The sequence below is a fragment of the Luteimonas campi genome, assembly GCF_051162505.1.
Lineage (GTDB): Bacteria > Pseudomonadota > Gammaproteobacteria > Xanthomonadales > Xanthomonadaceae > Luteimonas.
Genome location: NZ_JBNWEM010000001.1, coordinates 283014 through 309174, shown reverse-complemented (window position 1 = coordinate 309174; position 26161 = coordinate 283014). Strand labels below are relative to the sequence as shown.

Below are 26161 nucleotides of genomic sequence, written 5' to 3'. Positions count from 1 at the left end.
GACCCTGGCGGTCTATCCGGCTTCGTCCGGGGGCAGCAGCCCGGCGAAATCCTCCATCTCGTAGAGCGGCCGGATCTCGATCTCGCTCGGTCCGGGCATGGGGTTGGGGCAACGCTTGACCCAGGCCACGGCCTCGTCCATGTCCTTGACCTCCCACAGCCAGAACCCGGCGACCAGCTCGCGCGTTTCGGTGAACGGACCGTCCATCACGGTTCGGCGGGGTCCGTCGAACGCGACCCGTTTGCCCTGTGCGCTGGGCTTCAACCCATCGCCGGCCTGCATGATGCCGGCCGCGACCAGGTCCTCGTTGAACCGGCCCATCTCCGCCAGCATCTCCGCCGTCGGCATCACGCCGGCCTCGCTGTCTTCGGTGGCTTTCACCAGCACCATCACCCGCATCGCTCGTCTCCTGGCTGCACGGCCGCTGGCAGCGGGCCTGTCGTGGACGACGATTCGAGGGGCTGGAACTCGACACGGTGCGCCGGCCGGGCGGTTTCCCGCGAAGCCTCCTGCCGCCAGTGGCGATATGCCCATGCGCCGGCGACCACCAGCGCCGCGACCAGCATCACCAGGGTCGGGGATGGCCCCTGTGGCTCGGCGAGCAGGGTGGGCGCATTGCCCAGCGCATGCACGCCGACCACGAAGAACAGATTGCGGGTGGCGGCGTAGAGCAACGCCAGCACCGCGCCCACCACGAACAGCCCGGCGATCGCCATGCCCAGCTCGGTCGGGCCGGCACCGCCAGCGATGCGCGCGGGGATATGCGCCAGTGCGAACAGCGCCTGCGAGGCGACCAGCGCCAGCACCCAGGCCACCCGGCAGGGCAGGCGGGTGGCGAGGCGCGATGCAAACTGCGGCCACAGCCACGCGCGGAAGACGGTCTCTTCCAGCAGGGCGGTCCCCAGCAGCTGCGCGGCCAGGGCGCCGGGCAACAGGCCACCCTCGGCCCAGCCCGGGTGCCAGGCCAGTGGCGTTCCGCCGATGCGAGAGGCGACCAGGGTCGATGCGTTCATGGCCAGCCACAGCGCGAGCGTCGCCAGCAGGCCGGTGCGGATCGCGGGCAGGTGCCAGCCGAGGGTCGCGGGCCGCTGCCGGCCCGGCCCGAACAGCAGGCCCAGCTGACCGAGGCCGAGCAGCGCGGCCAGGATCAGGGTGGCGTTGATCCAGCCGTCCGACGCCAGCTGCAGTTCGCGCAGCCAATGCATCGGAAAGGCCGGCGAGAACACCCAGACCGACAGCGCGGCCGCATATAGGACCACCGCCGCGAGTACCCACACGGGCGACACGATGGCAGGGAGCAGGGAGCGGGGCGGCGGACGCATGGGTTTCCTGGCAGGCCACGGGCGGCGTGCGCCATCCTCCCTGCGGGGGCTGCCCGTCACGCGGGCCGGAGGTCATGGGGGGCCTGAGGTCACGGGCGCGCCGGAACCACAGGCACCCGCAATCCCTTCACCGCTTGCCGCCTAAGCTGCGCGCATGCAGGCGCTGGCGGCTACCTTCTGGAATCTTCGCGGCCCGCACCGGCTGGGTGGCGTGCTCGATGTCGGCACGCACATGTCCGTGGTCCGTCGCGACAACGGCCGTTTCGTGATCGTGGATGCCTGCCCGCTCGACGCGGCGCAACGCGAGGCCCTGCGCGCGCTCACCGACGATGGTGCGAAGGTGGACGCGGTCATCCATGTACACCCGTTCCACACCCTGCACGTGGAGGCGATGCACCGGCTGTTCCCCTCGGCTGCGCTGCATGGCACCGCGCGCCATCGCCAGCAGGCCCCGGCGCTGCCCTGGTCGCAGGCGCCGGTCGAGGAATGGGGAGAAGCCCATCCACTCGACGACCTGTTCGACCTGTCCGTCCCCGAGGGCGTCGACTTCGTCTGTCCGGACGAGCGCGTGCACGTGGCCTCGGTGCTGGTACGGCACCGGCGCAGCGGCATCGTGCACGTTGACGACACGCTCAACGTGCTGGCCGCGCCCGGTGCCCCGGGGCGATGGCTGCCGCAGTCCGCGTTGCGCATGCACCCGATGCTGGGACGCGCGCTCAGGCCAGCGCCCGGCGCTGCGGATGCCTACGCTGCGTGGGCGCGGTCGCTGGCGGTGCGCTGGGGCGGGACCCGCATCGTCTGCGCCGCTCACTCGGCGGTGCGCTATCTGCCTGCGGGCGGTTTCGCACTGGAGATGCAGTGCGCGCTGGCCCGGGTTTCGCGCACACTGCGGCGGCATCGCGCGCGCTACGGCTAACGCAGGTGCTGTCTTATCCGCTGGCTAGCGATGCATGGTTTCGGGCCATGACGTCCGTCTGCCGCGCTCGCGCCCTGTTTGGCGCCGATCGCCAGCCAGCCGGGCTGACGCATTCGCGCCCTGCGCTTCGTGCATCGCCACGGCTTCGGGCGGCGGTCTGGCGCCCGTGGCCGCATCGCGATCGGCAGCCGCGGGCCGCCGTCAGGTCCAGCCGGGCCGTTCGGCCGCCTGCTCGATCCAGGAGCGCACCGCTGCGGCGCGGGCCTCGTCCATGTTCCGGATCTTGACGTAGCGCGAGCCTTCGCCGAGCGGTGGCGGCGGTTCGAAGTCCGCCCCGGCGAAGAACACCAGGTTCACCGAGACGTCGTAGGCCACCATCTCGATGATCCAGCCGCGCTCCGGCAGGCCGTACCAGGCCTTTTTCCATTTCACCGCGTACTGCAGGTCTGGAATGGTCCTGCGGATAAGGCCGTCGAGATGGGCGACGATCGGCTGCAGGGCCGGCATCACCTGTTCGCGCCACTCGGCGATGCAGGCGTGGTCGGTGGAGGGCTCGGGCGGTTTGCCGGAAGGTGCCGGTTTGCGCGACTTGGTCATGCTGCTTCCTCCTGCGCTGCACTGGGGAGTAGGCGGGTGCCGACGCTCGGCTGCGCTTTGACGGGCCGCGGACGGTGCCCGGGCGGCCGCGCAAAGACGGCGCTGCGGTGTGCAGCCTAGGGCGAGGCTGCGCCCCTGCGCAAATCGGGCGCGGGCGGATGCCGGGCCGCGCCCGTGCACTCGCTTCGGCAGCCGGCGCACCCGTGCAGGTAGCGACAGGTGTGCGACGCGGCTAATCCGCGCCGGCGTCGCCGGTGCGTACCAGCGTCCTGTCGCCCTGCCGCTGGCCGGGCGCGAGCTTCCATCCTGGCTTGAGCGTCAGGGTCCAGCCTTCGCCGGACAGGCTGTCTCCGTTCCCGGCCAGGGCCACGCTTGCGCGCTTGCGATCGGCGTAGACCAGCGCCGCGCCGCCCTCGACCACCAGCTCGCCCCAGGCATCGCTCAACCGCAACGTCGGATACACCGTGCCCACGCCGTCGAGCGCGGCCAGCGTCTGCGGGTTGAACTGGAATCCGGGGCGCGACAGCGGCAGCACCAGCACCGGCCCGTCGACCAGGGTGGTGCGCCAGCTGGCGAGGCGGGCACTGCGAGCGCGTTCACGCGATTCTTCGGCACTGCGCAGGCTGCCATCGGCGTCGTATCGCTGGCTGCGTGCAGCCAGGTTCGCGGACGCCCCCGCATCGATGCCATGGGCAGCCGCCAGCAATGCGCCCAGGTCCGCGTCCGCCGCCAGCCGGCCGCGCCAGCGCGGATCGGCCTCGTCCAGCAGCAGGCCGTAGGCCGGCCCGCTGGCGTAGGCGAAGGAGCGCACGAAGCTGGGCGCATCGAGGAAGCGCGACAACGCATACACGCCATAGGCGCGGCGCGCTTCTTCGTGCGCCAGCCCGGCCCGCACGCCGGTGTACTCGGCCAGGCCTTCGTTGATCTCCAGCGCGGACTCTTCGGCGGCCGCCTCGCCGAACAGACGCCGGCGTTCGTGCCGGAAGGCCAGCGCGTCGGCGATCCGCGCGCGGCGGGCTTCCGCATCGTCGGCCATCAACGCGCGCGCCAGCGCACGCCACTCCAGCTGCAGCAGGTAGCGGCCCTCCAGCCCGTCCAGATGCCGGTTGCCGGCCTCGTCCCGGGCCAGGCCCAGGTCCGCCTGGATGCGGTGGAACATCTCGTGGACGAGGAACACACGCAGCAGCGCCGGTTCGAAGGGAACCGGCCACAGCAGCTGTGTCCAGGCCTGTCCGGACCACTCCACCCGGGTATTGGCCATCATCGTGCCAGCAGGCAGCTCACCGGTCCAGACGCCATCGCGGGCGACGAGGATGCCGCCATCATCCGCCTGGTTGGCGATGACGCCGCGGTCGGCGGGATCGACGATCATGATCGGCCCGCACAGCGATCGCCCCCACAGCGCACCGCCATCGCCTTCGCACAGGCTGCGGGCTTCATCGAATACGAAGCGGGCGGCGGCCGGGTCCGGGGCGGCCTGCAGCGGCAGCATGCACAGCATCGCGAGGCAGGCGCAGATCCAGGACAGCGGACGGGCGAAGGAACGGGCCATGGCGTTGCATCCTGCAGGCTGGGAGCGCAAGCCTAGCGGGCGCGCCAGGCAGCGGACACTGCCATGGGTCAGGGGGCGGGCGGTAGCGCGCGCGCGTTGCGTGCGCTTCACGCCCGCGCGGCGACCATCGCCAGCCGTACCGCAGGAGGGCGAAAGATGGAGCATCCGCTGTCACGCGTCGAGCGGACCGATCCGCCGCAAGGTCCGCCGATCCACGCCGCCTCGCTGCGGCTGCGCCTGGGGCGTGCCCGGCTGCACGCCGAGGCCAGCATCTCCACGCGCGGACTGCTGGCGTTGGCTGGGTTGCTGGCCGCCACGCTGCTGTCGACGGCCACCATCGTCGCGGTCGCCACACGCAAGCTGCCGCCCGGCGCCATGCCGGCGGGAATGAAACGCAGCCGCTGGTAGCGGGTCGAGGCGCGGGCGCCAGCGCCGGCTTAGTGCGCGGCGGCGCCCGCCAGTTCCGCGATCAGCGTGGCGACGCCGCGCGGGTCTTCCTGATGAGCGACATGCCCGCCTGGAAAGGTGCGGATCGTCCAGCCGCGTGTCTGGGCGTTCTGCCAGCTCCTGTCGGTCCGGGCGCGCTCCTCGGCCGACTGGTCCTTCGGCACGAAGGCGACATAGCTCACCGGCAGCGCGAGCGCGGCGGGATTGCGGTAGGAGACCGGCTGGCTGAAACACTTGATCGAGTGCTTGACGCTGTAGGGCGGCTTGTCGCCGGGCTTGACCCAGGGCACCTGCATGAAGCCGTCGCTGAAGCGCTCCGGCGGCATGCCCTGGCTGCCGAACAGGTCCCAGATCGACTGGCCGTCCTGCGGTACCGCGGCATCCAGGAACACCACGTGGCGCAGGCGTTCGGGGATGCGGTCCATCACGCCGGTCACCACCATGCCGCCATAGCTGTGCCCGGTCAGCACCACGTCGTGCAGGTCCTCGAACAGGATCAGGTTCACCACATCGTCGATATGGGTCTGCAGGTCGATCTCGGTACTGTTGAGGTGCTCGCGTTCGCCCAGGCCGGTGAGGGTAGGGCGGTAGACGGTGTGGCCATCGTCGGTGAGGAACTGGCCCGTGCGCTTCCACTCCCAACCCCCGGCGGTGGCGCCGTGCACGAGCACGAAGGTCTGCTTGCCTGCAGCCGCTGCAGGCAACGCGGGCAGCACAAGCAGGCCGGTCAACAGCACCGAGGCCAGACGTCGGAGCAGGGGCTTCATGGTCATCGTAGAAGGGCCGGAAGACGCGACGCGCGACAGAGTGCCATGCCCGCGCGACGCGGCGGCCGCGAAAACGCCTGCGATCCGATATCGTGATTGCAGTATTCCTCGAATGCATCGATGTGCGGGGAGCGGTGCCCGCCTGCACCGCGCGGCGTGCGGATGCGTCGCCGGCCGACAGCGATGGGCCGACCTGCGATAGAGTCCCGGGATTCGGGGCGCCGGCCAGACGTGAACGCGCGGGCGGCCCAGCGGTCCTGGCGAGGCGACCATGCAAACCACACGGCTGGCCTTGCGCCAGCATCGGCGCGGAGCTGCGGCCGGCAGGCGGCCAGCGGAGTGCGGGCCGAGTGCACCGTCTCGTGCCGCGCATCGTCTCGGGCCACGCGATCCGCTGGCGATGGCCACGCGGTCGGGCGCGATGCCGCACGCGCGGCCGCGGGCCGTGACGCTTCACCGCCAGGCACGGCACTGGCCCCATCGCTGCGCGATGGCGTACCGGCGGCGCGCGCCGGTGCGGGGCTAGGCGTGGACCGCGGATCCCTGCCGCCAAGCCGGCTGCAGCTGCGGCCCGGGCCTTGGGCCAGCGTGCTCGAGGCCTTGTGCGCGCATTTTCCGCGGGTCGACGAAAAGACCTGGCGAGACCGCTTCGCGCGCGGACGGGTGCTCGACGCCGAAGGGACCGCGCTCGATGTCTCGGCCGCATACCGGCCGGGGCTCGAGATCCGCTACTTCCGCGAGGTGCCCGACGAGCCGGCCATTCCGTTCGCCGAGGCCGTGATCCATGCCGATGCCCACCTGGTGGTGGCCTGGAAGCCGCACTTCCTGCCGGTGGCGCCCACCGGCGGCTATGTGCGCGAAACCCTGCTCACGCGGCTGGCCGGGCGCCTCGGCAACCCGGCGCTGGTGCCGCTGCACCGGATCGACCGGGAGACGGCCGGGCTGGTGCTGTTCTCCGCCGATCCCGCCAGTCGCGGGCTGTACCACGCGCTCTTCCGCGAGCGGCGCATCCGCAAGCATTACCTGGCGCTCGCGCCACCCCTGCCTGCGCTGGCGTTCCCGTACGTGCATCGCAGCCGGCTGGAGCCGGGCGAGCCCTTTTTCCGCATGCGCGAGGCGCCGGGCGTCGCCAACAGCGAGACCGTGGTGGAAGTGGTCGCCCGCGGTGCCGCGGCCTGGACCTACCGCCTGGAACCGGTGACCGGACGCAAACACCAGCTGCGGGTGCACATGGCCGCCCTCGGCGCGCCCATCCTGCACGACCGCCTGTATCCGGTACTGCGCGCCCGGGCGCCGGAGGATCCGGCATCGGCGCTGAAGCTGTGCGCGTATGCCCTTGCCTTCGAGGACCCGGTGACCGGCGAAGCGCGGCGCTTCAGCGTCGACCCGGATTTTGCGACGGCCGCAGCGCAGGCGGCAGGCGCTCGGGACTGAGACTCCCGGCAGCGGAACAATATCGTCCGGAAGGCTCGGTTACGATCCTCGCCCCGTCGACGCCACCTCCAGGAAGGCCCGTGACCTCGATCATCTCCATCCGCAACCTGGGCAAGACGTATCACTCCGGGTTCCAGGCGCTCAAGTCGGTCGACCTGGATATCCGCAAGGGCGAGATCCTGGCCCTGCTCGGACCCAACGGTGCCGGCAAGACCACCCTGATCAGCATTGTCTGCGGCATCGTCAATCCCAGCCACGGCACGGTCACCGTTGCCGGCCACGACATCGTCGGCGACTACCGTGCGGCGCGCAGCCGGGTCGGGCTGGTGCCGCAGGAACTGTCGACCGATGCGTTCGAAACGGTCTGGGCCACGGTGAAGTTCAGTCGCGGACTGTTCGGCAGGGCGCCGGACCCGCAGTACCTGGAGAAGGTGCTGCGCGACCTGTCGCTGTGGGACAAGAAGGACAGCAAGATCATGACGCTGTCCGGCGGCATGAAGCGCCGCGTGCTGATCGCCAAGGCGCTGGCGCACGAGCCGGACATCCTGTTCCTCGACGAGCCCACCGCCGGCGTCGACGTGGAGCTGCGCCGCGACATGTGGGCCCTGGTGCGCCGGCTGCGCGAAGACGGGGTCACGATCATCCTCACCACGCACTACATCGAGGAGGCCGAGGAGATGGCCGACCGCATCGGGGTGATCGACAAGGGGCAGCTGGTTGTGGTGGAGGACAAGCACGTGCTGATGCGCAAGCTCGGCAAGAAGCAGCTGACCCTGTCGCTGCAGGCGCCGCTGCAGTCGGTTCCGGCGGCGCTGGCCGGGCTGCCGCTGGAGCTGACCGACGAAGGCCACGCGCTGGTCTACACCTTCGACTCGCAGACCGAGGAGACCGGCATCGCCGCGCTGTTGCGGCGCCTGGGCGAGCTGGGCATCGAGTTCAAGGACCTGCATTCGAGCGAAAGCTCGCTCGAGGAGATCTTCGTCGGCCTGGTGCACGGCGCCAAGGAGGTGCGGGCATGAACTGGCACGCAATCCGCGCGATCTACCGCTTCGAGATGGCGCGGACCTTCCGCACCATCACCCAGTCGATCGCCTCGCCGGTGCTGTCGACTTCGCTGTACTTCGTGGTGTTCGGCGCCGCCATCGGCTCGCGCATGGGCGAGATCGACGGGGTCAGCTACGGCGCCTTCATCATCCCGGGCCTGATCATGCTGTCGCTGCTCAACGAGAGCATCTCCAATGCCTCGTTCGGCATCTACATGCCCAAGTGGGCCGGCACCATCTACGAGTTGCTGTCCGCGCCGGTGTCCTGGGTGGAGGTGGTGATCGGCTACGTCGGCGCGGCGGCCACCAAGTCGCTGATACTCGGCGTGCTGATCCTGGTCACCGCACGGGTGTTCGTGCCCTACGAGATCGCGCATCCGGCCTGGATGCTGGCCTTCCTGCTGCTGACCGCAGTGACCTTCAGCCTGTTCGGTTTCATCATCGGCCTGTGGGCGGACGATTTCCAGAAACTGCAGGTGATCCCGCTGATGATCGTCACTCCGCTCACCTTCCTGGGCGGCGCTTTCTACTCGATCTCCATGCTGCCGCCGGTGTGGCAGAAGATCACCCTGTTCAATCCGGTGGTGTATCTGATCAGCGGGTTCCGCTGGAGTTTCTACGGCGTCGCCGACGTGGACGTGGGCATCAGCATGGCGGCGATCCTGGGATTCCTGGCGCTGTGCCTGGCGGTGGTGTGGTGGATCTTCCGCACCGGCTGGAAGCTGCGCAACTGAGCGGCAGTTCGACCGGTGCGGTCCGGACCGCAGCGTGCGAACCGCCACCATCGGCAGCAGGACGGGGCTAGGTCCCGTCCCTCACCACGGTCCGGTTGCGTCCCAGCCGCTTGGCCTCGTACATCGCCGCGTCCGCCCGGGCCAGCCACTCCGCCGACGACTCGCCGGCACGGAAGGGCGCGGCGCCCACGGAGATGGTGATCGGGCGTCCCTCGCAACGGACCTCGTGCTCCACGACGGTCCGCAACTGCTCCGCGACCTCGCCCAGCGCAGCGGCCGATACACCCGGCAACAGCAGCCCGAACTCCTCGCCGCCGATGCGGAAGAAGCGGTCTCCGATCCGCGTATTGGCGCGCACGAGGCCGGCGATCTGGACGAGGACCTCGTCGCCGGCACGATGACCATAGCTGTCGTTGACCTGCTTGAAATGGTCGACGTCGAACACCAGAAGGCCGACCGGCCGCCTGCTGGCGATGCCTTCGACCATCGCCAGCTCCAGCGCCGCATCCAGTCCGCGCCGGTTGCTCGCGTCGGTCAGGGGGTCGCGCATCGCCATCGCTTCGAGCCGGTCGCGCTGCGCGGCCGCGCGTGCGGCGAACACGAACGAAAACACGCTGACCACGCTGGCGCTGACCACGAACCCGAACTTGAGGCTGAGTTCCGGCAGCGCGGCATCGCTCAGGGCGATCGCGAGGATGGCCGAAGCGGATATCAGCAGCGCCGGCACGCGTCCGGTCAACAGGAAGTTGGCCACCAGGACGGGATATACCCACAGGGCGCCGGACAGATCGGCCATATGCGCGATCGCGACGCAGCCCACCGAATAGGACGTGGCCAGGAAAATCGACACGCCGCCTGTGCGCCCGCTGCGCCAGGCGAACACCACGGCCGCGGCGATGCAGGCCACGATGGTCAGATCGATGACTCCGACCAGGGTCTGCCCGGTCGTCAGCCGGCGTATCGCGAACGGGGTGACGCCGAGGACCGTGATCGCACCGAACAGGACGATGAGCGCGAGCTGGAAATCGGCCTTGAGCCTGTCCTTCCACATCCTGGTTGCATTGCCTCCGTGGTCGGGGTGGGCGCGTCGATGCAGGCGCGCGGCACGCTCGGCCATGCGCGCGGCGCCGTGCCGACCGCCGCCGGCGCAGGCTAGCGGAGCGGCACGCGGCAGTGCGTGAACACGTCAGGGCTGGCGTTGCCCGGGAACCGACCCGGGGCGCGGAACCGGCCCGGGCAGCCTGCGCACCACGGTCCCGGCCCCGAGGCGGCGAGGTGCATGGCTACGCTAATATCCGGGCATGCAACCCGACCAGATCATCTCGCTGTTCGACCAGCAGGCCGCCGGCTACGACCGGCAATGGGCGAAGACCGCCGCGATCCGCGACTGCCTCTACCTCCTGCTGGAACCCCTGCTGTCCACCTTGCCGGACGAGGCGCGCCTGCTGTGCGTCGGCGTCGGGACCGGCCAGGAGATGGCGCACCTCGCCGCGCGCTTCCCCGGCTGGACATTCACTGCCGTGGAGCCCTCCGGCGCGATGCTCGAGCGGTGCCGCGAGCGCGCGCAGGCGCAGGGGTTCGCCGACCGCTGCCGTTTCCACGAAGGGTTCCTCGAGACGTTGCCGGCCGACGCGCCCTTCGATGCCGCGACCTGCTTCCTGGTGTCGCAGTTCATCACCGACCAGGAACAGCGCATCGGCTTTTTCGCGCAGATCGCGCGGAGGCTGCGCGCCGGCGGACTGCTCGCCAGCACGGATCTCGCCGCCGATGTGACCTCGGCGGCCTACGAGGTGCTGCTGCCGGCCTGGATACGGATGATGCAGGCCGCCGAAGTCTCGCAGGAGTCGATCGACCGGATCCGGGCGGCTTACGCCAGCGATGTTGCGGTACTGCCACCGGCCGAGGTGGAAGCGATCATCGCGGCGGGTGGATTCGGCGCGCCGGCGCGCTTCTTTCAGGCCGGGCTGATCCACGGCTGGCTTTCGGCCCGGCGCGACTGAGCGATCGCGACGCTGGCCGGCGATGCCCGGAACGGCCGGAGCAGGCGTTGGAATTTCCGCCGGCGTGGTGGCCAAGGCCGCCCAGCGGAAGACCCGCTTCCCGCGCCGGCCTTCAGGCTGCGGCGGCCACGCGCACGCGCGGCGTGAGGGCGATGTTCTGGCGCTCGCTCATCAGCTGCAGTTCGCCGTCCTGGATCATCGCGGTCAGGCGCATGCCGCGCTCCAGCAGACCGACCGCGGCTTCCACGTCTTCCGGCGCGAGGTCGAGCACGGTGAGGTTCTTCAGCCGCGACAGCGACGACGCGATCTTGCCCCACCAGATCTCGGCGCTGTTGCCGCTGTAGTTGACCACCACCACGTGTCGCGCGCGGGCGCTGGCCTTGCGGATGCGGCTCTCGTCGGGCTGGCCGAGATCGATCCAGCGGTCGATGTCGCCGGTGTAGTCGCGCTGCCACAGGTCGGCGTCTTCATCGTTGCTGAGTCCGCGGCCGAACTCGAGCCGCTCGTGGGCGTGCAGGGCGAACGCGATCAGCCGCACCATCAGCCGCTGCGGCGTTTCCGACGGGTGCTGCGCCAGGGTCAGGTTGTGGCTGGCGTAGTAATGCCGGTCCATGTCGCTGACCTGCAGTTCCACCTTGTAGATGGTCGAGTTGGGGGCCATGCGCTGCGGTCCGGGGGAAAAGGGGGCCGATTGTACGGGCCGCGGCGCGAGGCTGCCGATCGCACTCAGCCGCGGTACTCGTCGGAGCCCTGTACCCACAGGAACGACTGCAGGTCGATCATGTCGCGCGGTCGCAGGTCGCGCAGGTCGCGGGCGACCGTATCGGCGAGCCCGAGCAGTCCTGCGTAGACCTCCCAGGACGGGCGCGACCGGTAGGGCAGGGCGTATCCATAGGCGCGCGCCGCCTCGCGCATGGTGTTGGGCTTCATGAACATGTGGCGGTCGGGCTGTGCGATGAAGCCGAACACCGTCACCAGCGGCCAGGTGAGCACGCGCGTCTGCCGGCGCGGCAGTGCGTCGATGGCCGTCACCCACTGTTCGAAGCGGCGCTCCATCGTGCCGCGGCCGTGCAGGAAGTCGTAAAGCCCCTGCGCGAACAGCTGCGCGCCTGCCTCGCTGCGGACTGCGTCGCGCAAGGCCATCTTCTCGAACGAGAACAGCATGCTGTGCCGGGACCGCTGTTCCACCCGCATCGCGCGCGCCGCGGCTTCCATGGCCTTGCCTTCACGCAGCAGGCGGCGGAACGTGGGCTGCGGCAGCGCTTCCTGCCAGCGCAGGTGCGATTCCCACTTGTAGTCGCGCTCCCAGTCCAGGTACAGCGGGTCGCGGAAGCCGCCGGGAAACTGCCGCAGGAAGCGCCGCCGGCAGCGGGCTGCCGCCGCGGTCGTGCCTTGAGTGCCAGTTGTCGCTCGCGCCATGCCGTGTCTTTAGCACTGCGCGGCTCACGGTCGCGTGCAGGGCACCGCCATGGCCGGTGGATCGATCATCAAAACGACAAGTCAGGGAGCAGGATCGCGATCGGTCGGCGGGCGGGGGCATGCCATCATCGGGACCCTGCATGCAGACCCGGTCCGCCATCGCAGCCGCGCCTGCGGTGCGCTGCGGCCGCGCCATATCGAGGAGAACCGGATGACACTTCCGCTGCACCGGATGCCCCGCGCGGTGATCCTGGCTTTGCTGCTCGCCGTCGCGCCGCTGGCGCCAGCCCGGGATGCGGGGGAAGCCGCGCCCTCGGCCGAACGGCTGGCCGAGGCTCTGGTGCGGCAGCTGACCCCCGATGAGAAGCTCGCACAGCTGCTCAATACCGCGCCCGCGATCCCGCGACTCGGCGTGCCGTCCTACAACTGGTGGACCGAGTCGCTGCACGGCGCGATGGGGTCGCTGCCGACCACCAACTTCCCCCAGCCCATCGGGCTGGCGGCCACCTTCGACGATGCGCTGGTCCGGCGGGTCGCCGGCGTCATCAGCACCGAGGTCCGCGGACTGCACGCGCTGGCGCGGCAGACCGGGCGCACCGGACGGATCGGCACCGGCCTCAACACCTGGTCGCCGAACATCAACATCTTCCGCGACCCGCGCTGGGGCCGCGGCCAGGAAACCTACGGCGAGGATCCGTTCCTCGCCGCGCGCATGGGCATGGCCTACGTGCGCGGGATGCAGGGCGACCATCCCGAGTGGATCGACGTGGTCGCCACGCCGAAACACTACGCTGTGCACAGCGGGCCGGAGTCGACCCGTCACGAGGCCAATGTATTCGTCTCGCGGCGCGACCTCGAGGACACCTACCTGCCTGCCTTCCGCGCGGCGATCGTGGAAGGCGGCGCGGCCTCGGTCATGTGCGCCTACAACCGCGTCGACGGCGAGCCGGCCTGCGCCAGCGGGCTGCTGTTGAAGGACATCCTGCGCGATGCATGGTCGTTCAAGGGTTATGTGGTGTCCGACTGCGACGCCGTCACCGACATCCGCAAGCACCATCGTTTCGCTCCCGACGCTGCCACCGCGGTGGCGGCCGCCATGCGCGCCGGCGTCGACAACGAGTGCAGCGGCGCGACCCTGACCGACACGGATGGGCTGGCCGAGCCCTATCGCGAGGCCCTCGCACGCGGCCTGCTGACGATGGCCGACATCGATCGCGCCCTGGTGCGGCTGTTCGCGGCACGGTATCGCACCGGCGACCTCGAGGGACTGCGTCCGCTATCGACCGCGACCGCGTCGCCCGGCGATGTCGGCGCGGCTGCGCATGGTGAGACCGCGCTGGAGGCGGCCGAGAAGAGCCTGGTGCTGCTGAAGAACGACGGTGTGCTGCCGCTGCGCGAGGACCTGCGCATCGCGGTGATCGGGCCGCTCGGCGATGCGACCCGCGTGCTGCGCGGCAACTATTCCTCGCCGCAGTCGGCGCCGCCGGTTTCGGTCTACGAGGCCCTGCGCCGCGCCATGCCGCAGGCGCAGGTGCGCTACGTGCCGTTCGGCGAGACCTACACCGACGGCGACCCGGTTCCGTCCAGCGCGCTGCGTACTCCGGACGGCCAGCCCGGCCTGCTGGCGCGCTACTTCAACGCCGCGGCCGCGCTGCCCGCGCGTTTCGCACCGGGCGAACTCGATGCCTGGATCCAGCGGACCGGTTTCGAGAGCGCACCGGCCGCCACCCGGATCGAGCCCGACGTGAACTCGCGCAGCCTCGACCTGGCCCAGGTCCGCGACGTGCACCGGGTGGAGTGGAGCGGCTATCTGGTGCCGCCGGAGTCGGGCCTCTACCGCCTCGGGATCGGCGGTTTCAACGGCGAGATGGAGTTCGACGGCCAGCCGTTCGTGGACCTGCGCGGCGCCTCCTGGAACAGCCTGCCGACCTTGCGCACCGTGCGCCTGGAAGCCGGGCACCGCTATCCGGTGAAGGTGACCACCGAAGCGCGCATCCTCACCGGCATCGGCATGTTGTGGAAGCGCGTATCGGATGCGCCGCTCGACGACATGCGCGCCGCTGCGGCCGACAGCGACGTGCTGGTGGCCGTGGTCGGGCTCACCTCCGACCTCGAGGCCGAGGAAGCGCCGATCGAGGTGCCCGGGTTCAAGGGCGGCGACAAGACCTCGCTCGACCTGCTGGCCGACCAGCAGGCCCTGCTGGAAGCCGCGCGCGCAACCGGAAAGCCGCTGGTGGTGGTGCTGATGAACGGCAGCCAGGTCAACCTGGCCTGGGCTAAGGAACACGCCGACGCGATCATCGAGGCCTGGTACCCGGGCCAGTCGGGCGGCCTGGCGGTGGCGAAGGTGCTTTCGGGCGAGGTCAATCCGGGCGGGCGGTTGCCGCTGACCTTCTACCGTTCGGTGGACGACCTGCCGCCGTTCGGCGACTACGACATGCGCGGCCGCACCTACCGCTACTTCGAGGGCAGCCCGGTCTATCCCTTCGGCCACGGTCTCAGCTACACCCGCTTCTCATACGCGCCGCTCCGGCTGGAACCGGCGCAGGGCGGCGCATCGGAAGGCATGCGCGTGCGCACCGAGGTGCACAACACCGGCTCACGCGCCGGCGACGAGGTCGCACAGCTGTACCTGGATTTCCCGGACATCGAGGGCCTGCCGCGGGTCGCGCTGCGCGGATTCCAGCGCATTGCGCTGGCGCCGGGGGAGCGCCGCACGCTGGAGTTCGACCTCGATCCGCGCGACCTCAGCGCCGTCGACGCCCAAGGCGAACGCCAGGTACTGCCGGGCCGCTACCGGATCTGGGTGGGTGGCGGGCAGCCCGGCACCGGCGCCGCCGGCCAGGACGCCGGGTTCACGATCGACCATGCCCGCGCCGTGGCCCGCTGATCCCGTCCAGGGCGGGGCCGCCTGCGCTCCATCACCGTCCGTAGCAGGCGCACCTCGCGCATTACAAGCTTGCCGATGGTCCGCGCGTGCTGCGCGCCGGCTCAGAACCGTTCGCCCACCGGCAGGTAGCGCCAGCAACCGGGGGGCATCTTCGCCAAGGGGATCCTGCCGATGCGGATGCGGCGGATCGTCACCACCTCCAGCCCCACCTGGGCGCACATGTCGCGCAGTTGTCCCTCGCGCACCGCCTTGATCGCGAAGCGCAGCCGGGTCTCGTTCTGCCAGCTGACCTTGCAGGGCGGCACGGCCCGGCCCTCGAACCGCAGGCCATGGTTGAGCTGGCCCAGGGTCCAGGGCCCTGCGGTACCGGCCACTTCCACCACGAACTCCTGCTCGATCGCGTCCCAGTCCTCGACCAGTCGCCGGCGCACGCGGCCATCCTGGCTCAGCACCACCAGGCCGCTGGCTTCGCGCTCCAGCGGCGCCAGCGGCACCAGGCGCTGGAAGTGCTGCCCCAGCAGGCGCACGCCGCTGGCATCCTCGCTCCAGCGGCTCTGCTCGCCCACCAGGGCGGCGGCAGGGCGGGGAGCGGCGATCGCGTCGAAGCCCGCCGGCTTGTGCAGCAGGATCGTCGCCGGCTCGTTGGCCTGCAGCCGCGCGGCGTGATCGATTTCGATCGCCTCGGCGGCGCCGACCATCCGCTGCGGCTCCTCCACCACACGGCCGTCCACCTTCACCCAACCGCCCTGCACGTACTGCTCGGCCTCGGCGCGTGAACACCGTGCCAGCTCCGCCACGCGCCTGGACAGTCGAACAGGGTCGGACATGTGGGACACCACGATCGAGGGGACGCGCAGTGTATCGTTCGCGCACTCCGGCGCAGCGGACCGTCCAAACCGTGACGGCCGGCACCGCGGATCGAACCTTCACACGAGGTGCCATGAAAACTCCCGCAGGCCTGCAGGCGCTGATCGACGACGGCGTGATCGACGCCGTGATGCGTCCGCTCAAGAGTGGCAAGGAAGCCGCCGTGTACGTGGTACGCGCGGGCGAGGAAATCCGCTGCGCCAAGGTGTACAAGGACATGGCGCAGCGCAGCTTCCAGCAGCGCGTGCAGTACCAGGAAGGGCGCAAGGTACGCGGCAGCCGCGAGCAGCGCGCGATCGGCAAGGCCAGCAAGTACGGGCGCAGGCAGCAGGAAGCGGCCTGGAAAAATACCGAAGTCGATGCGCTGTACCAGCTGCGCGAGGCGGGCGTGCGGGTACCGGAGCCGCATGGTTACTTCCACGGCGTGCTGGTGATGGAACTGGTGGTCGACGCGGACGGCCATTCGGCACCGCGGCTGGCCGAGGTGGAGCTGGGGCCGGACCAGGCGCGCGGCTTCCACCGCTTCCTGGTGCGGCAGGTGGTGAAGATGCTGTGCGCGGGCCTGGTCCACGGCGACCTGTCGCCCTACAACGTGCTGGTCGCCGCCGACGGGCCGGTGGTCATCGATTTCCCGCAGGTGGTCAGTGCCGCGGGCAACAACGCCGCGCGCACGATGCTGCTGCGCGACGTCAACAACATCACCGCCTGCCTGGGCGGCTGGGCGCCGGAGTTGCTCGACACATGGTACGGGGAGGAGATGTGGGCGCTGTACGAAGCCGGCGAACTCCGGCCGGACAGCGAGCTGACCGGCGTCTTCGAACACGACGAGTCGGCGCCGGACATCGAGGGCGTGCGCCACGCGATCAACGATGCCCGCGAGGAAGCGCTGATCCGGCAGCAGGGGCGGGAAGCGGCCGCACAGGACCCGGATTGAGGACCGCGATGCGGTCGCGGATGCCGGCTACGCACAATCGCGCTCGCGTTTCGCGACACCCGCCGCCGCCCTGGTGCAACCGGCTGAGCAGCGGGCGGATGGACGCCGCCCGCCGCGCCCGCCCTCCTCAGGAGCTCTTGCGGTCCAGGTGGCCGTGCATCTTCAGCCAGCTCACCCAGGCTTCGAACCAGCCGGTGCTGGTGGTGTCCTTCGGATACATGCCGAAGCCGTGACCGCCGCGTTCGTAGTAGTGGAATTCCACCGGACGCCCGGCCTTCTGCCAGCTCTCGATCAGCCCGAAGCCGAGGTTGGAGAACAGGCCGTCGTCGGCGGCCAGTGCCACGAACATCGGGGGTGCATCCGCCGGCACGGTGGTGGCCGAGATCGGCCCGTAGACGTTGCCGATGAAGGCCGGCTTGGCCTCCTGGCCGTGCAGGGCGGTCGTCAGCGTCAGCATCGCGCCGGCGGAGAAGCCGATCATGCCGATGCGGTCCGGATCCACGTTCCACTCGCTTGCACGACTGCGCACCAGGGCGAATGCCGCTCGCGCGTCGGCCAGCTGCGGGGCGAGCATGGTGGCCGCGTCGCTCGCGCCCGGATCGCGCGGCGGGCGCGGACCGGACAGCATCTGCCGGATCGACTGCGCGAAGCCGTCGAGGTCGGCCGGAGTCTGGTTGAGCCGGTACTTGAGCACGAACGCCGATACACCGCGCTCGGCGAGCGCGCGCGCCACGTCCCAGCCCTCGTTCTCCATCGACAGCGAACGGAAGCCTCCGCCAGGCGCGACGATGACCGCCGCGCCCTTCGCCTTGGCCGGATCGGCCAGGAACGGCGTCAGCGTGGCGTCGGTGACGTTGCGCGCGAACACGCTGCCGTACTGGCGGTGCCAGGCTTCGCGCTGGGTCGCGTCCGGCAGGGGGCCGGTATCGAGCGCGATCGCATCGGGCTGGTCCGGCGCTTCGATCGGCGTCATGGTGTCGTCCAGCGCGTAGGCCGCGGGCGCCAGCGCCCAGCACAGGGCGAACGTGGCGGCAAGCCAGATGCGGCAGCGTGTTCGCGCGCCCCGGGGCGCGCGGCGGGTCATCGTCATGATAGGGCTCCCTAGTGATGACGCTCTGCGGCGTCCGCGGCGAGCATAGGTCAGCTAAGCGGCCCGCGACCCTGCGATCGTGAACTGGCGCGGAGCGATCACCAAAGCGGAATGTGGCGGCGTGGCGCTTTCCTGCGTCGCCTGCCTGGGAATCTATGGCTGTCCGGCGCCTTCGGCCACGCAGCGCGCCAGCGCATCGTCCAGACCCGGCAGGAAGCCGGCGCGGTGGCTGCCGAGCGCACTGTAGGCCGGACGCGGTGCGACCCAGCCCAGTTCCCCCGACATGCGCGCGCGCACCCGCGCGGGGTCGGCGGTCGCCGCACGCGCCGCGCGGTGGGCCAGGCCGGTCCAGGTCACGGCCTCACCATTGGTCAGATGCCGGATCCCGCCCTCGCCATCGACCAGCAGGTCCAGGCAGGCGTGCACCAGGTCGGGCACGTAGGTCGGCGACACGGTGACGTCGCTGGCAGCGTCGAAGGACTGGCCCGCATGCAGCGCCCGCAGCAGCATGCGCACGAAGTTGTGTTCGTCCCAGGGGCTGAAGAAGGCACTGGTGCGTACCACCAGCGCACCCGGGTGGCGGTCGAGCACCATGGCCTCGCCGCGGGCCTTGCTGCGGCCGTACACGTTGAGCGGCGCGACCGGATCGTCCTCGACATAAGGCGCGTCGCGGCGCCCGTCGAACACCAAGTCGCTGGAGAAGGTGACCATCGGTACGCCGTGGCGCGCACAGCCGCGGGCAAGCAGCGCTGGTCCAGCGACGTTCTCGCGGAAGCAGCGGTCCGGCTCGCGTTCGGCATCGTCCACGCGCACATAGCCGGCGGCATTGATCACCGCCCAGGGCTGGAGCCGGTCGAACGCGCGTTCCACCGAGGATTCGTCGGCGATGTCCAGTTCGTCGCGCGAAAGCAGCCGGTGCACCAGGCCGCGCGCCGCGCACAGGCGGGCGAACGCCTGCCCCAGGGTGCCGGTCGCGCCGGTGATCAGGATCGGCGGGGCGTTCCAGGTCGGCTCGTCACGGCCGGCCCCGTGCAGCAGCCTCGAGGGGCGCCGCCACCAGCCGGGCGTGGACAGGACCGGATGCGAAGGGGCCTGGCCGTCCGCCAGCGAACGCGCCATCGTGGCCAATGCCGTCGGCCGCGGCGTGCCGCCACGCACGTCGAACACGCCGCTTTCGTAGCGGTCCCGGCAGGCGGTGAGCAGGCAGTCCCAGTCGTGGCTGCCCAGCAGTGCCCACAGGGTGAGCGCGCGCAGGTCCACGCCCGCCTCTCGCGCGCGGACGGCGGCGTGCCAGGTTTCGGCCAGCCAGCGCAGCTGCTCCTCGCGGTGGCCGCCGAGGTGGACTTCGGTCACCGCCAGCGGGATGGCGTAGCGATCCCACGCCTCCTGCAGCAGCGAGGCCAGCCCCGGCGGGGGAGGATCGAGCACGCGCGCGGCTTCGACATCGACGTAGCGGTCGCGCCCATTGCCGCCATGCAGCGCGGGCGGGTACCGGTCCAGCGCCTCGTCCAGGTAGCGCTCGCTGGTCACGTAGTAGTTCACGCCGATCAGGTCCGGCGGGCAGGGGTTGTCCGCGAACCAGGCGATCTCGGCCAGGGAGGCCTGCGCGACGTCCACCAGCCAGCCATGCAGCGGGTGGGCGCCATCCACCCGGCCGCAGAGCAGGTCCCAGGACAGCCAGCGAAGCTGGTTGTTGAACTCCGCCTGGTAGGCCAGCCGTGGCGTCGACCAGGTGCGTCCGAGGTCGTCGGTCTGCACCAGGCGCGCGCCGGGGTGCACCTGGCGCACCGCGCGCATCGCCAGCACCGTGCCCATGCATTCGTTGCGCAGCACCTGCCAGAACGTCGGCGGCTCGTTGCCGTGCGGCGCCCACAGCCCGTACAGGCCGCTGAAGCGCGCCGTGGTCAGCGGTTCGTTGACCGGGGTCCAGTCGCGCACGCCAGGATAGCGTCGGGCCACCGAGCCTGCGTAACGGGCGAATTTCTCGGGAAAACCGGGATCGTCCAGCCCGGTGCCGGCGGGTCCGGCACCGTGATGCAGCAGGCCCAGAATCGGATCCAGGCCGCGCGCCTGCAGGCCGGCGATGCAGGCGTCGGTCCACGTCCAGTTCCGGCGCCCGATGCCGGCGGCTTCGATCTGTTCCCACAATACCGGCTGCCGCACCGCACGCAGGCCGAGCGCTGCGAATGCGTCCAGGTCCGCTGCACGCGCCAGATGGCCGCTGCGGTCGAGCTGGCTGAACCAGCGATCGCCGACGCGGTTGATCGTGCACTCCACGCCGCCCCACAACGCGATGCCCGAGCCGTCCATCCCGATCAGGCCGCAGCAGCCGCCGACGTCTGCCCGGCTGCCGCGGCCGCCGGCGTCCGCCCCATCTTCTCCAGCACGTACTGCGCCGCCTTGATCGCCGCGCCCACGCACTGGTCCATGTTGTAGTAGCGGTACTGCGCCAGCCTGCCGACGAAGGTCACGTCGCGCTCCTGCAGCGCCAGCGCCTCGTAGCGTTTGAACAGCGCCTCGTTCTCCGGCCGCGGCACCGGATAGTAGGGGTCACCCTCCGCCTGCGGGTATTCGCGCACGATCGAGGTGCCGGTGTGGGCCTGCCCGGTGAGATGGCGGAACTCGGTGATCCGCGTATACGCATGCTCGTTGGGATAGTTGACGGTGCCCACGGCCTGATGGCGCGGCGTATCCGGCAGGTGTTCGTGCTCGAAGCGCAGCGACCGGTAGGGCAGGGCACCGAACCGGTGGTCGTAGAACGCGTCGATCGGCCCGGTATAGACGAGGTGGTGTCCGCGCAGGCGCTCGCGCGCGGCGAAGAAGTCCACGCCGGTTTCCACATGCACGCGGGGGTGCTCGAGGATGCGTTCGAACATCCGCGTATAGCCCTGTGCCGGCATGGCCTGGAAGGTGTCGGTGAAGTAGCGGTCGTCGCGGTTGGTGCGCGTGGGAATGCGCGCGGCCACCGATGCGGAGAGTTCGGACGGGTCCAGTCCCCACTGCTTGCGCGTATAGCCGCGGAAGAACTTCTCGTACAGGTCCCGGCCGACCGCGTTGACCACCACGTCTTCGCTGGTGCGAATTTGCGCACGCGGCTCGCGCACGCGGTCGAAGTAGTCCTGGATGCTGTCCTCGTCCAGGTCCAGGCCGTACAGGCGGTTGACGGTATCGATGTTGATCGGCAACGGCACCAGCCGGTTGTCGACGCTCGCCAGCACCCTGTGCTCGTAGGGGCGCCAGTCGGTGAACCGGGAGAGGTAGTCGAAGATCCGCTGGCTGTTGGTGTGGAAGATGTGCGGGCCGTAGGGATGGACCAGCACGCCGTGCGCGTCGGTGCGGTCGTGGGCGTTGCCGCCGACGTGGTCGCGCCTGTCCACCACCACCACGTCGCAGCCGCTTTCGGCCAGTTCACGTGCCACCACGGCGCCCGAGAAGCCGGCCCCGACCACCACCACGTCGGTCCTCACCGTCCTGCTCCGCGCGCGGCGCGCACCGGGCGTACGGCCGTCAGTAGCTCGTCGCGCATCGTGGCGACGGTCGAATCCCACGAGGCCGCCATCGCGCGGGCGATGCCTTCGCGCAGGTGGGCCGGATCCGGCGCCTCCACGGCCCGCGCCACCGCGTCGAGGAACCCCTCGGTCGAGTGCGCCACGTCGACCACCGGGGTGAAGTTGCGTACCACGTCCGCTACGGCCGTGGAGACCACGGGCTTGCCGGTGGCCATGTACTCCAGGGTCTTGGTGGGATTGATATAGCGGGTGGCATCGTTGAGTGCGAACGGCATCAGGCACACGTCGAATCCCTTCACCAGCGCGGGCAGCTGTTCGTACGCCTGCTGCCCCAGCCAGTGGATGTTGGGTAGCCGCGGCAGGTCGGCCGGATCGACCTTCACCACCGGCCCGGCCATCGCCACCGAAGCGTCGGGAAAGCGGAGCGCCAGCGCCTCGATGAGTTCGTAATCCAGGCGCTCGTCGATCACGCCCACGTAGCCGAGCACGGGGCCAGGCAGGCTGGCGACCTGTTCTGGCACCACGGTCGAGGCGACGCGGGCGCGGCCGAAGTGGCCGGCGTCGACGCCGCAACCGTGGAAGTGCACGGTTGCGTGGTGGCGCGATTTCTCCTGGTACAGCTGGTAGCCGCCGGTGTACACCACGTCGGCACGGGCCAGCAGGAAACGCTCGCGTTCGGCGATGTCGGGCGGCGCGAAGCGGAAGTTGGCCAGCTCGTCCATGCAGTCGTAGACCGTGCCGCGGGCGCCAAACGCGCCCAGCAGGACCGGGGCGCTCATTGGCGAGTAGAACCACTGCACGGCATCGTCGAAGCGCCCCGCGAGCAGCGGATGCCGCGCCAGCGCCTGTTCCATCAGCGGCAGCAGCGCGTGCCACTGCGCATCGACGTCCTGCGGCGCGTCGTGTGGCAGGCGTGGCACCATTCTCACGACGTTGGGATGGGGCTCGCTGATGTCGAGATGCGCGGCGCTGGCATCGGTCGGCAGCGGATCCTCGACGAACAGCACCGCATGGTGTTCCGCCAGGCGCGAGAACAGCTGCTGCGGCCGTTGCCACACGAAGTCCCAGCGCAGATGGCAGTGAACGACGAGGGGGAAGCGTTCGGAACGGTCGGCACGCGGGGAGCTTCGCGGCGCCGTATCCGGATGGGCGTTGTCGAGCGCGTCGGTCCTGGCCGTAGCGATGGTGCCTGGTGTGTGGAGTACGCTGTCCATGGTTCCGTCACGGGTGGGGGACAGCCAGTGTTCACCTTGGCGCTACATGCGGCGGGTGAAACAGGGCGCGTGAATAATGAATTCACCTGACCGGAACCCGCGGCGCCATCACGGCGGCTTCACCGCGCTGGTCGCACGCGCGGCCGCATGTGCGGGTGCGGCCTGCTTCTGCGGGCACGGCAAGCCGGCCTCTGCCGGCCGCTCCGTGTGTCGTCTCGTTCCAGCTTCAGAGCATCGCGAGTTCCACGTTGCTCAGGTTGCCCCGGTACTGGTTGCGCAGGCGGACCTTGCGCGCCAAGTCGGCGATGATGTGGCCGCTGAAGTCCACGCCGGTCAGTTCCTCGGCCATGTTGATGCCTCCTGGCGTATCGACGTTCACCTCCATCAGCTTGTCGCCGACGATGTCGAGCCCGGCCAGGTACATGCCGTCGCGGATCAGCTTGGGCGCCACCAGCTCGGCGAGGCGCAGCGCATCCGCGTCCGGCTCGGCCAGCTCGATCTTGCCGCCGGCGCTGATGTTGCTGCGCGCGTCGCCGCTGTCGTTGTAGCGGCGGAAGCAGGCATAGCGCCCGTCCACCTGCAGCGGGCGGCCATTGAGCGTGAGCAGCCTGAGGTCGCCCTCCGCGGCCTTGGGCAGGTACTCCTGGGCGATCGCATAACCGTCGCGGATCACCGCGTCGATCATCTGGTTCACGTTGGCGCCGCCGTCCTGGTTCACCACGAACACCCCCTGGCCACCCGACCCCTGCAGGGGCTTGATCACGCCGCGTCCGCCTTGGGCGGCGATGAAGGCCTTGATCTCGTCGGCATCGCGGCTGATGCAGGTCACCGGGCGCACGTCCTCGGGGAAATGCTGGAAGTAGGTCTTGTTGGATGCGTCGGTGAGATGGGTCGGATCGTTGACCACGATCACGCCGCGGCGAACGACCAGCTGCGCGAACAGCAGTGCGCTGTTGGGCGCCCAGGGACGATCGACGATCTCCTCGGCGGGATCGCTGCGCAGCATCAGCACGTCGAGTTCCTCGACATTGATGCGCTCGATGCCGGCGTCCTCGTCCTTGAGCTCGGCAAGCAGGGCGGCGTCGTCCGCGTAGTCGTCCGTGCGCGGTACATGCGCCTTGGCGCGCACGATGCCGTCGTGGTCGTAGATGAAGCCCTCCAGGCCGATCAGGGCCACCGTATGGCCCAGCGCCAGCGCCCTGCGCGCAAGGCGGATGGTGGTGTAGTTGTCCTGTTCGGTGGCCACATCGTTGACGACGAATCCGAGGCGCAGGGAAGGGCTGTTCATGCGGACTGTTCCTGGAGGGCGAGGGGTTCGGGGCATGGATGATGAAGCTGGTCGACGCCGAGGCCGCGACAGCGTTCGAGCACCGCGGCGAAGCCGGCCGCGCCGACGTAGCGGGGCAGCAGCCGTGGTGGCGCCGCCCAGCCCGCTTCCACGAGCGCGGCGATGGCTGGGCGATGCGCCAGCGCGAACTTGCCGACGAACAGCGACGGGAAGTCGCCGCCAGCGCGCAGGTCCGCCAGCAGGTCGCGCAATCCGCGCAGGTACACCGCGTCCTTGGTCAGCCCGCCGCCGCGCAGGGCGCGTACGGCGACATCGAACGCATCGTCGGTGGCGAACCCATGGTCCTCGTGCAGGCAGGCGAAGATCTCGGGAATGCCCTGGCGCCCGACCGCCATCTCCGCGGCCAGCACGCGTGCGGCGAGCATGCGCAGGCGCTCGCCGGGAAGGTAGCCCGAGAGGTATTCGGCCAGCACGCCCAGGCCTTCCTGCAGCGGGTCGTACCGGGCCAGGCCCACGGCAAGCTGCCGCAGCGGCTGGCGTGCTCCGTTGTAGTGGGTGATCACGTGGGTACCGATCTCGTGCTGGACCAGCGGCTGGAGGCGCGCCGCTGGCAGCCTGAGGTCCGCATCCAGGTACAGTCGCCCGTGCGAGACCATCATCAGCGAACCCACGTCGGCATTGACGATCACATCCAGGCTGAAGTCGGGGGCGCGCTCGCGATACCAGTCCACCTCGGCCTCGACCGCCGTGACCACCGCATCGACCCCGGTGTCGGCTTCGAGCGGCTCGCCCGGTCGCACCCCGTCCAGGATGCGCCGGGCCAGGGCCAGCAATTCGGGTTCAACCCCGCCGAACAGCTCGATGCTTGCCTCGATGAAGCCTTCGCTGCCGCGCAGCCGTACCAGTTCGATGGTTCGTGCCAGGTCGACCTGCTTTTCGCCCAGCAGCTGGGCCAGCAGGGGCGACTCGATGCGGTCGACGGGCAGGGCCAGCAGTCGTCGGCGCATCCCGTCCAGGTCGGCAGGAGGCTCGGCATAGCGCAGGGCCGACACCCGTTTGCGGCCGCTGGCGTCGAACTCGTCCCACAGTGCGTCGGTGCCCAGCGGATTCAGCGCCAGCAGCCAGTCGAGTTCGGCATCCATCGCCAGCAGCGACGCGTCCACATCGGCGGCGACCGGCGGCAATGGCTGCAAGGGCGGCTGCAGGCCCTCCATCAGCCGCGCCTGCGGAAGTCCGGGCGCACGGCGTCCACCGCCGCCTGCAGGCCCCTGCCGATGGCCTGCAGCTGGACGATGTCGGCCTGGCCGGTCCATTCGTCCATGAAGATCTTCTTGTACTCGGGCGAGATGGTGCATACGCGCGATCCCCAGCGCGTATACACCCATTCCGGGAAATGGCCGCCGGTCGGGAAGCGGACGTTGGCGCGCACATCGGGCGTGCGGCCGGCCACCGGAACGCTGCGCAACGCTTGCCCGAACCGTTCGACCACCGCGCCCCAGCGGCCGGGATCGGCCGTGGTCAGGCCGAGTTCGATGTCCGGGTTGCCCGACTGGGGCGCGCAGGCCGCATCGGCGCCATCTCGACGATGGTTGTAGCTGTGCAGGTCGATGAGCAACAATGCGTCCCAGCGTTCCAGCATCCGTTCGACCAGCTCGGCGAACATCGCGTAGAACCGGTCCCAGCGCTGCAGCGAGAGTGCGATCTCAGCCTCGGGCAAGGGCTGCTTCCAGACCTGCAGGCCCCAGCAGTGTTCCGGCCGTGCATACACCGCCAGTTCGCGCGAGCGGTTGAGGTCGACCTCGAAGCGCGATACCGGAACGCGGATCCGCACGTCGCCCACCGTGGTGAGCAGGCCGGTCAATGGATCCTCCTCGCGAAGACGCTCCTCGCGCGGCAGGGCGAGCAGGGGTTCCAGCGACGGGCGGATCGCGTGGCCATCGTGGATCGCGGTCGCGACGACAGGCCCGTCGGCGACGCTGATGTCCCAGTCGCCGGACGCTGCCGTCGGAACCAGTTGTGGGCGCGTTTCGAACCAGCCCCGCGCCGGGGCCTGTCCCTCGGGTGCCATCATGGCGACGATGCTTGCAGGCGCTCAATGATCAGCCCGTGAGGGGCTTGAACGAACGCTGAAAAATGCT

Annotated in this window: 24 protein-coding genes; 8 read left to right on the top strand and 16 right to left on the bottom strand. The window is 70.1% G+C overall.

What is annotated here, in order from left to right; genetic code table 11:
• Positions 1-12: 12 nt before the first annotated feature.
• The gene (locus tag ACQYVW_RS01475) at positions 13-399 is read right to left on the bottom strand and encodes a YciI family protein (protein ID WP_434945812.1); all 387 of its coding nucleotides are present in this window, start codon (positions 397-399) and stop codon (positions 13-15) included.
• Positions 390-1322, bottom strand: a complete 933-nt coding sequence (locus ACQYVW_RS01470; RefSeq protein WP_434945811.1) for a CPBP family intramembrane glutamic endopeptidase — start codon at positions 1320-1322, stop codon at positions 390-392. Before ACQYVW_RS01470 ends, ACQYVW_RS01475 begins: the two co-directional genes overlap by 10 nt.
• A 232-nt stretch (positions 1323-1554) precedes the next feature.
• On the opposite strand from ACQYVW_RS01470, the gene ACQYVW_RS01465 reads away from it, so the two are divergent.
• Positions 1555-2238, top strand: a complete 684-nt coding sequence (locus ACQYVW_RS01465; RefSeq protein WP_434945810.1) for a hypothetical protein — start codon at positions 1555-1557, stop codon at positions 2236-2238.
• 201 nt (positions 2239-2439) lie between these two features.
• On the opposite strand, the gene ACQYVW_RS01460 is transcribed toward ACQYVW_RS01465, so the two are convergent.
• Together ACQYVW_RS01460 and ACQYVW_RS01455 are read right to left on the bottom strand one after the other, a co-directional pair.
• Positions 2440-2835 carry a DUF1801 domain-containing protein gene (locus ACQYVW_RS01460; protein ID WP_434945809.1) on the bottom strand — a complete coding sequence of 132 codons (396 nt, stop codon included), beginning with the start codon at positions 2833-2835 and terminating at the stop codon, positions 2440-2442.
• A 232-nt stretch (positions 2836-3067) separates the two neighbouring features.
• Positions 3068-4387, bottom strand: a complete 1320-nt coding sequence (locus ACQYVW_RS01455) for a hypothetical protein (protein WP_434945808.1) — start codon at positions 4385-4387, stop codon at positions 3068-3070.
• A 156-nt stretch (positions 4388-4543) separates the two neighbouring features.
• Here ACQYVW_RS01455 and ACQYVW_RS01450 point away from each other — a divergent pair, with 156 nt between their 5' ends.
• Positions 4544-4795, top strand: a complete 252-nt coding sequence (locus ACQYVW_RS01450; RefSeq protein WP_434932456.1) for a hypothetical protein — start codon at positions 4544-4546, stop codon at positions 4793-4795.
• A gap of 29 nt (positions 4796-4824) precedes the next feature.
• On the opposite strand, the gene ACQYVW_RS01445 is transcribed toward ACQYVW_RS01450, so the two are convergent.
• On the bottom strand, positions 4825-5601 hold the full coding sequence (locus ACQYVW_RS01445) for an alpha/beta fold hydrolase (RefSeq protein WP_434945807.1): 777 nt from the start codon (positions 5599-5601) through the stop codon (positions 4825-4827).
• A gap of 528 nt (positions 5602-6129) precedes the next feature.
• On the opposite strand from ACQYVW_RS01445, the gene ACQYVW_RS01440 reads away from it, so the two are divergent.
• The 3 genes from ACQYVW_RS01440 to ACQYVW_RS01430 all read left to right on the top strand — a co-directional run bounded on the left by ACQYVW_RS01440 (position 6130) and on the right by ACQYVW_RS01430 (position 8812).
• Positions 6130-7035: a pseudouridine synthase gene (locus ACQYVW_RS01440; protein ID WP_434932458.1), complete on the top strand. Its 906-nt coding sequence runs from the start codon at positions 6130-6132 to the stop codon at positions 7033-7035.
• A gap of 80 nt (positions 7036-7115) precedes the next feature.
• A complete protein-coding gene (locus ACQYVW_RS01435) occupies positions 7116-8054 on the top strand; it encodes an ABC transporter ATP-binding protein (RefSeq protein WP_434932459.1) in 939 nt (312 codons plus the stop codon).
• Complete coding sequence (locus ACQYVW_RS01430; RefSeq protein ID WP_434932460.1) at positions 8051-8812, top strand: ABC transporter permease; 762 nt, start codon at positions 8051-8053, stop codon at positions 8810-8812. The genes ACQYVW_RS01435 and ACQYVW_RS01430 overlap by 4 nt, the downstream gene beginning before the upstream one ends.
• A 67-nt stretch (positions 8813-8879) precedes the next feature.
• Here the strand turns inward: ACQYVW_RS01430 and ACQYVW_RS01425 are convergent, their stop codons facing one another.
• On the bottom strand, positions 8880-9929 hold the full coding sequence (locus ACQYVW_RS01425; RefSeq protein WP_434932461.1) for a GGDEF domain-containing protein: 1050 nt from the start codon (positions 9927-9929) through the stop codon (positions 8880-8882).
• A 184-nt stretch (positions 9930-10113) separates the two neighbouring features.
• Between ACQYVW_RS01425 and ACQYVW_RS01420 the strand changes: the two genes are divergently transcribed.
• Positions 10114-10812, top strand: coding sequence for a class I SAM-dependent methyltransferase (locus ACQYVW_RS01420; RefSeq protein ID WP_434945806.1), 699 nt, complete (start codon positions 10114-10116; stop codon positions 10810-10812).
• A gap of 112 nt (positions 10813-10924) precedes the next feature.
• On the opposite strand, the gene ACQYVW_RS01415 is transcribed toward ACQYVW_RS01420, so the two are convergent.
• Positions 10925-11473 (bottom strand): YaeQ family protein, encoded by a 549-nt coding sequence (locus ACQYVW_RS01415; RefSeq protein WP_434932463.1) that lies wholly within the window; start codon positions 11471-11473, stop codon positions 10925-10927.
• Positions 11474-11538: 65 nt separating this feature from the next.
• Positions 11539-12231: a hypothetical protein gene (locus ACQYVW_RS01410; protein WP_434945805.1), complete on the bottom strand. Its 693-nt coding sequence runs from the start codon at positions 12229-12231 to the stop codon at positions 11539-11541.
• Positions 12232-12442: 211 nt separating this feature from the next.
• Here ACQYVW_RS01410 and ACQYVW_RS01405 point away from each other — a divergent pair, with 211 nt between their 5' ends.
• A complete protein-coding gene (locus ACQYVW_RS01405) occupies positions 12443-15121 on the top strand; it encodes a glycoside hydrolase family 3 C-terminal domain-containing protein (protein WP_434945804.1) in 2679 nt (892 codons plus the stop codon).
• A 101-nt stretch (positions 15122-15222) separates the two neighbouring features.
• Here ACQYVW_RS01405 and ACQYVW_RS01400 read toward each other — a convergent pair whose 3' ends face one another.
• Positions 15223-15948, bottom strand: a complete 726-nt coding sequence (locus tag ACQYVW_RS01400) for an RNA pseudouridine synthase (RefSeq protein WP_434945803.1) — start codon at positions 15946-15948, stop codon at positions 15223-15225.
• Positions 15949-16061: 113 nt separating this feature from the next.
• Here ACQYVW_RS01400 and ACQYVW_RS01395 point away from each other — a divergent pair, with 113 nt between their 5' ends.
• The gene (locus ACQYVW_RS01395; RefSeq protein WP_434932467.1) at positions 16062-16922 is read left to right on the top strand and encodes a PA4780 family RIO1-like protein kinase; all 861 of its coding nucleotides are present in this window, start codon (positions 16062-16064) and stop codon (positions 16920-16922) included.
• A gap of 127 nt (positions 16923-17049) precedes the next feature.
• Here the strand turns inward: ACQYVW_RS01395 and ACQYVW_RS01390 are convergent, their stop codons facing one another.
• From ACQYVW_RS01390 to ACQYVW_RS01360, 7 genes are all read right to left on the bottom strand, one after another.
• Positions 17050-18012 (bottom strand): alpha/beta hydrolase, encoded by a 963-nt coding sequence (locus ACQYVW_RS01390; RefSeq protein ID WP_434945802.1) that lies wholly within the window; start codon positions 18010-18012, stop codon positions 17050-17052.
• Between the two features lie 153 nt (positions 18013-18165).
• Positions 18166-20322, bottom strand: coding sequence for a family 1 glycosylhydrolase (locus ACQYVW_RS01385; protein WP_434945801.1), 2157 nt, complete (start codon positions 20320-20322; stop codon positions 18166-18168).
• Between the two features lie 5 nt (positions 20323-20327).
• Positions 20328-21479: a UDP-galactopyranose mutase gene (gene glf, locus ACQYVW_RS01380; protein ID WP_434945800.1), complete on the bottom strand. Its 1152-nt coding sequence runs from the start codon at positions 21477-21479 to the stop codon at positions 20328-20330.
• Positions 21476-22735, bottom strand: coding sequence for a glycosyltransferase (locus ACQYVW_RS01375; RefSeq protein WP_434945799.1), 1260 nt, complete (start codon positions 22733-22735; stop codon positions 21476-21478). Before ACQYVW_RS01375 ends, glf begins: the two co-directional genes overlap by 4 nt.
• Before the next feature lie 226 nt (positions 22736-22961).
• Complete coding sequence (locus ACQYVW_RS01370) at positions 22962-24023, bottom strand: ATP-grasp domain-containing protein (RefSeq protein WP_434932757.1); 1062 nt, start codon at positions 24021-24023, stop codon at positions 22962-22964.
• Positions 24020-25237, bottom strand: a complete 1218-nt coding sequence (locus ACQYVW_RS01365; protein ID WP_434932756.1) for a tyrosine/phenylalanine carboxypeptidase domain-containing protein — start codon at positions 25235-25237, stop codon at positions 24020-24022. Before ACQYVW_RS01365 ends, ACQYVW_RS01370 begins: the two co-directional genes overlap by 4 nt.
• Positions 25237-26094, bottom strand: a complete 858-nt coding sequence (locus ACQYVW_RS01360) for an N-formylglutamate amidohydrolase (RefSeq protein ID WP_434932755.1) — start codon at positions 26092-26094, stop codon at positions 25237-25239. The genes ACQYVW_RS01365 and ACQYVW_RS01360 overlap by 1 nt, the downstream gene beginning before the upstream one ends.
• Positions 26095-26161 lie beyond the last annotated feature (67 nt).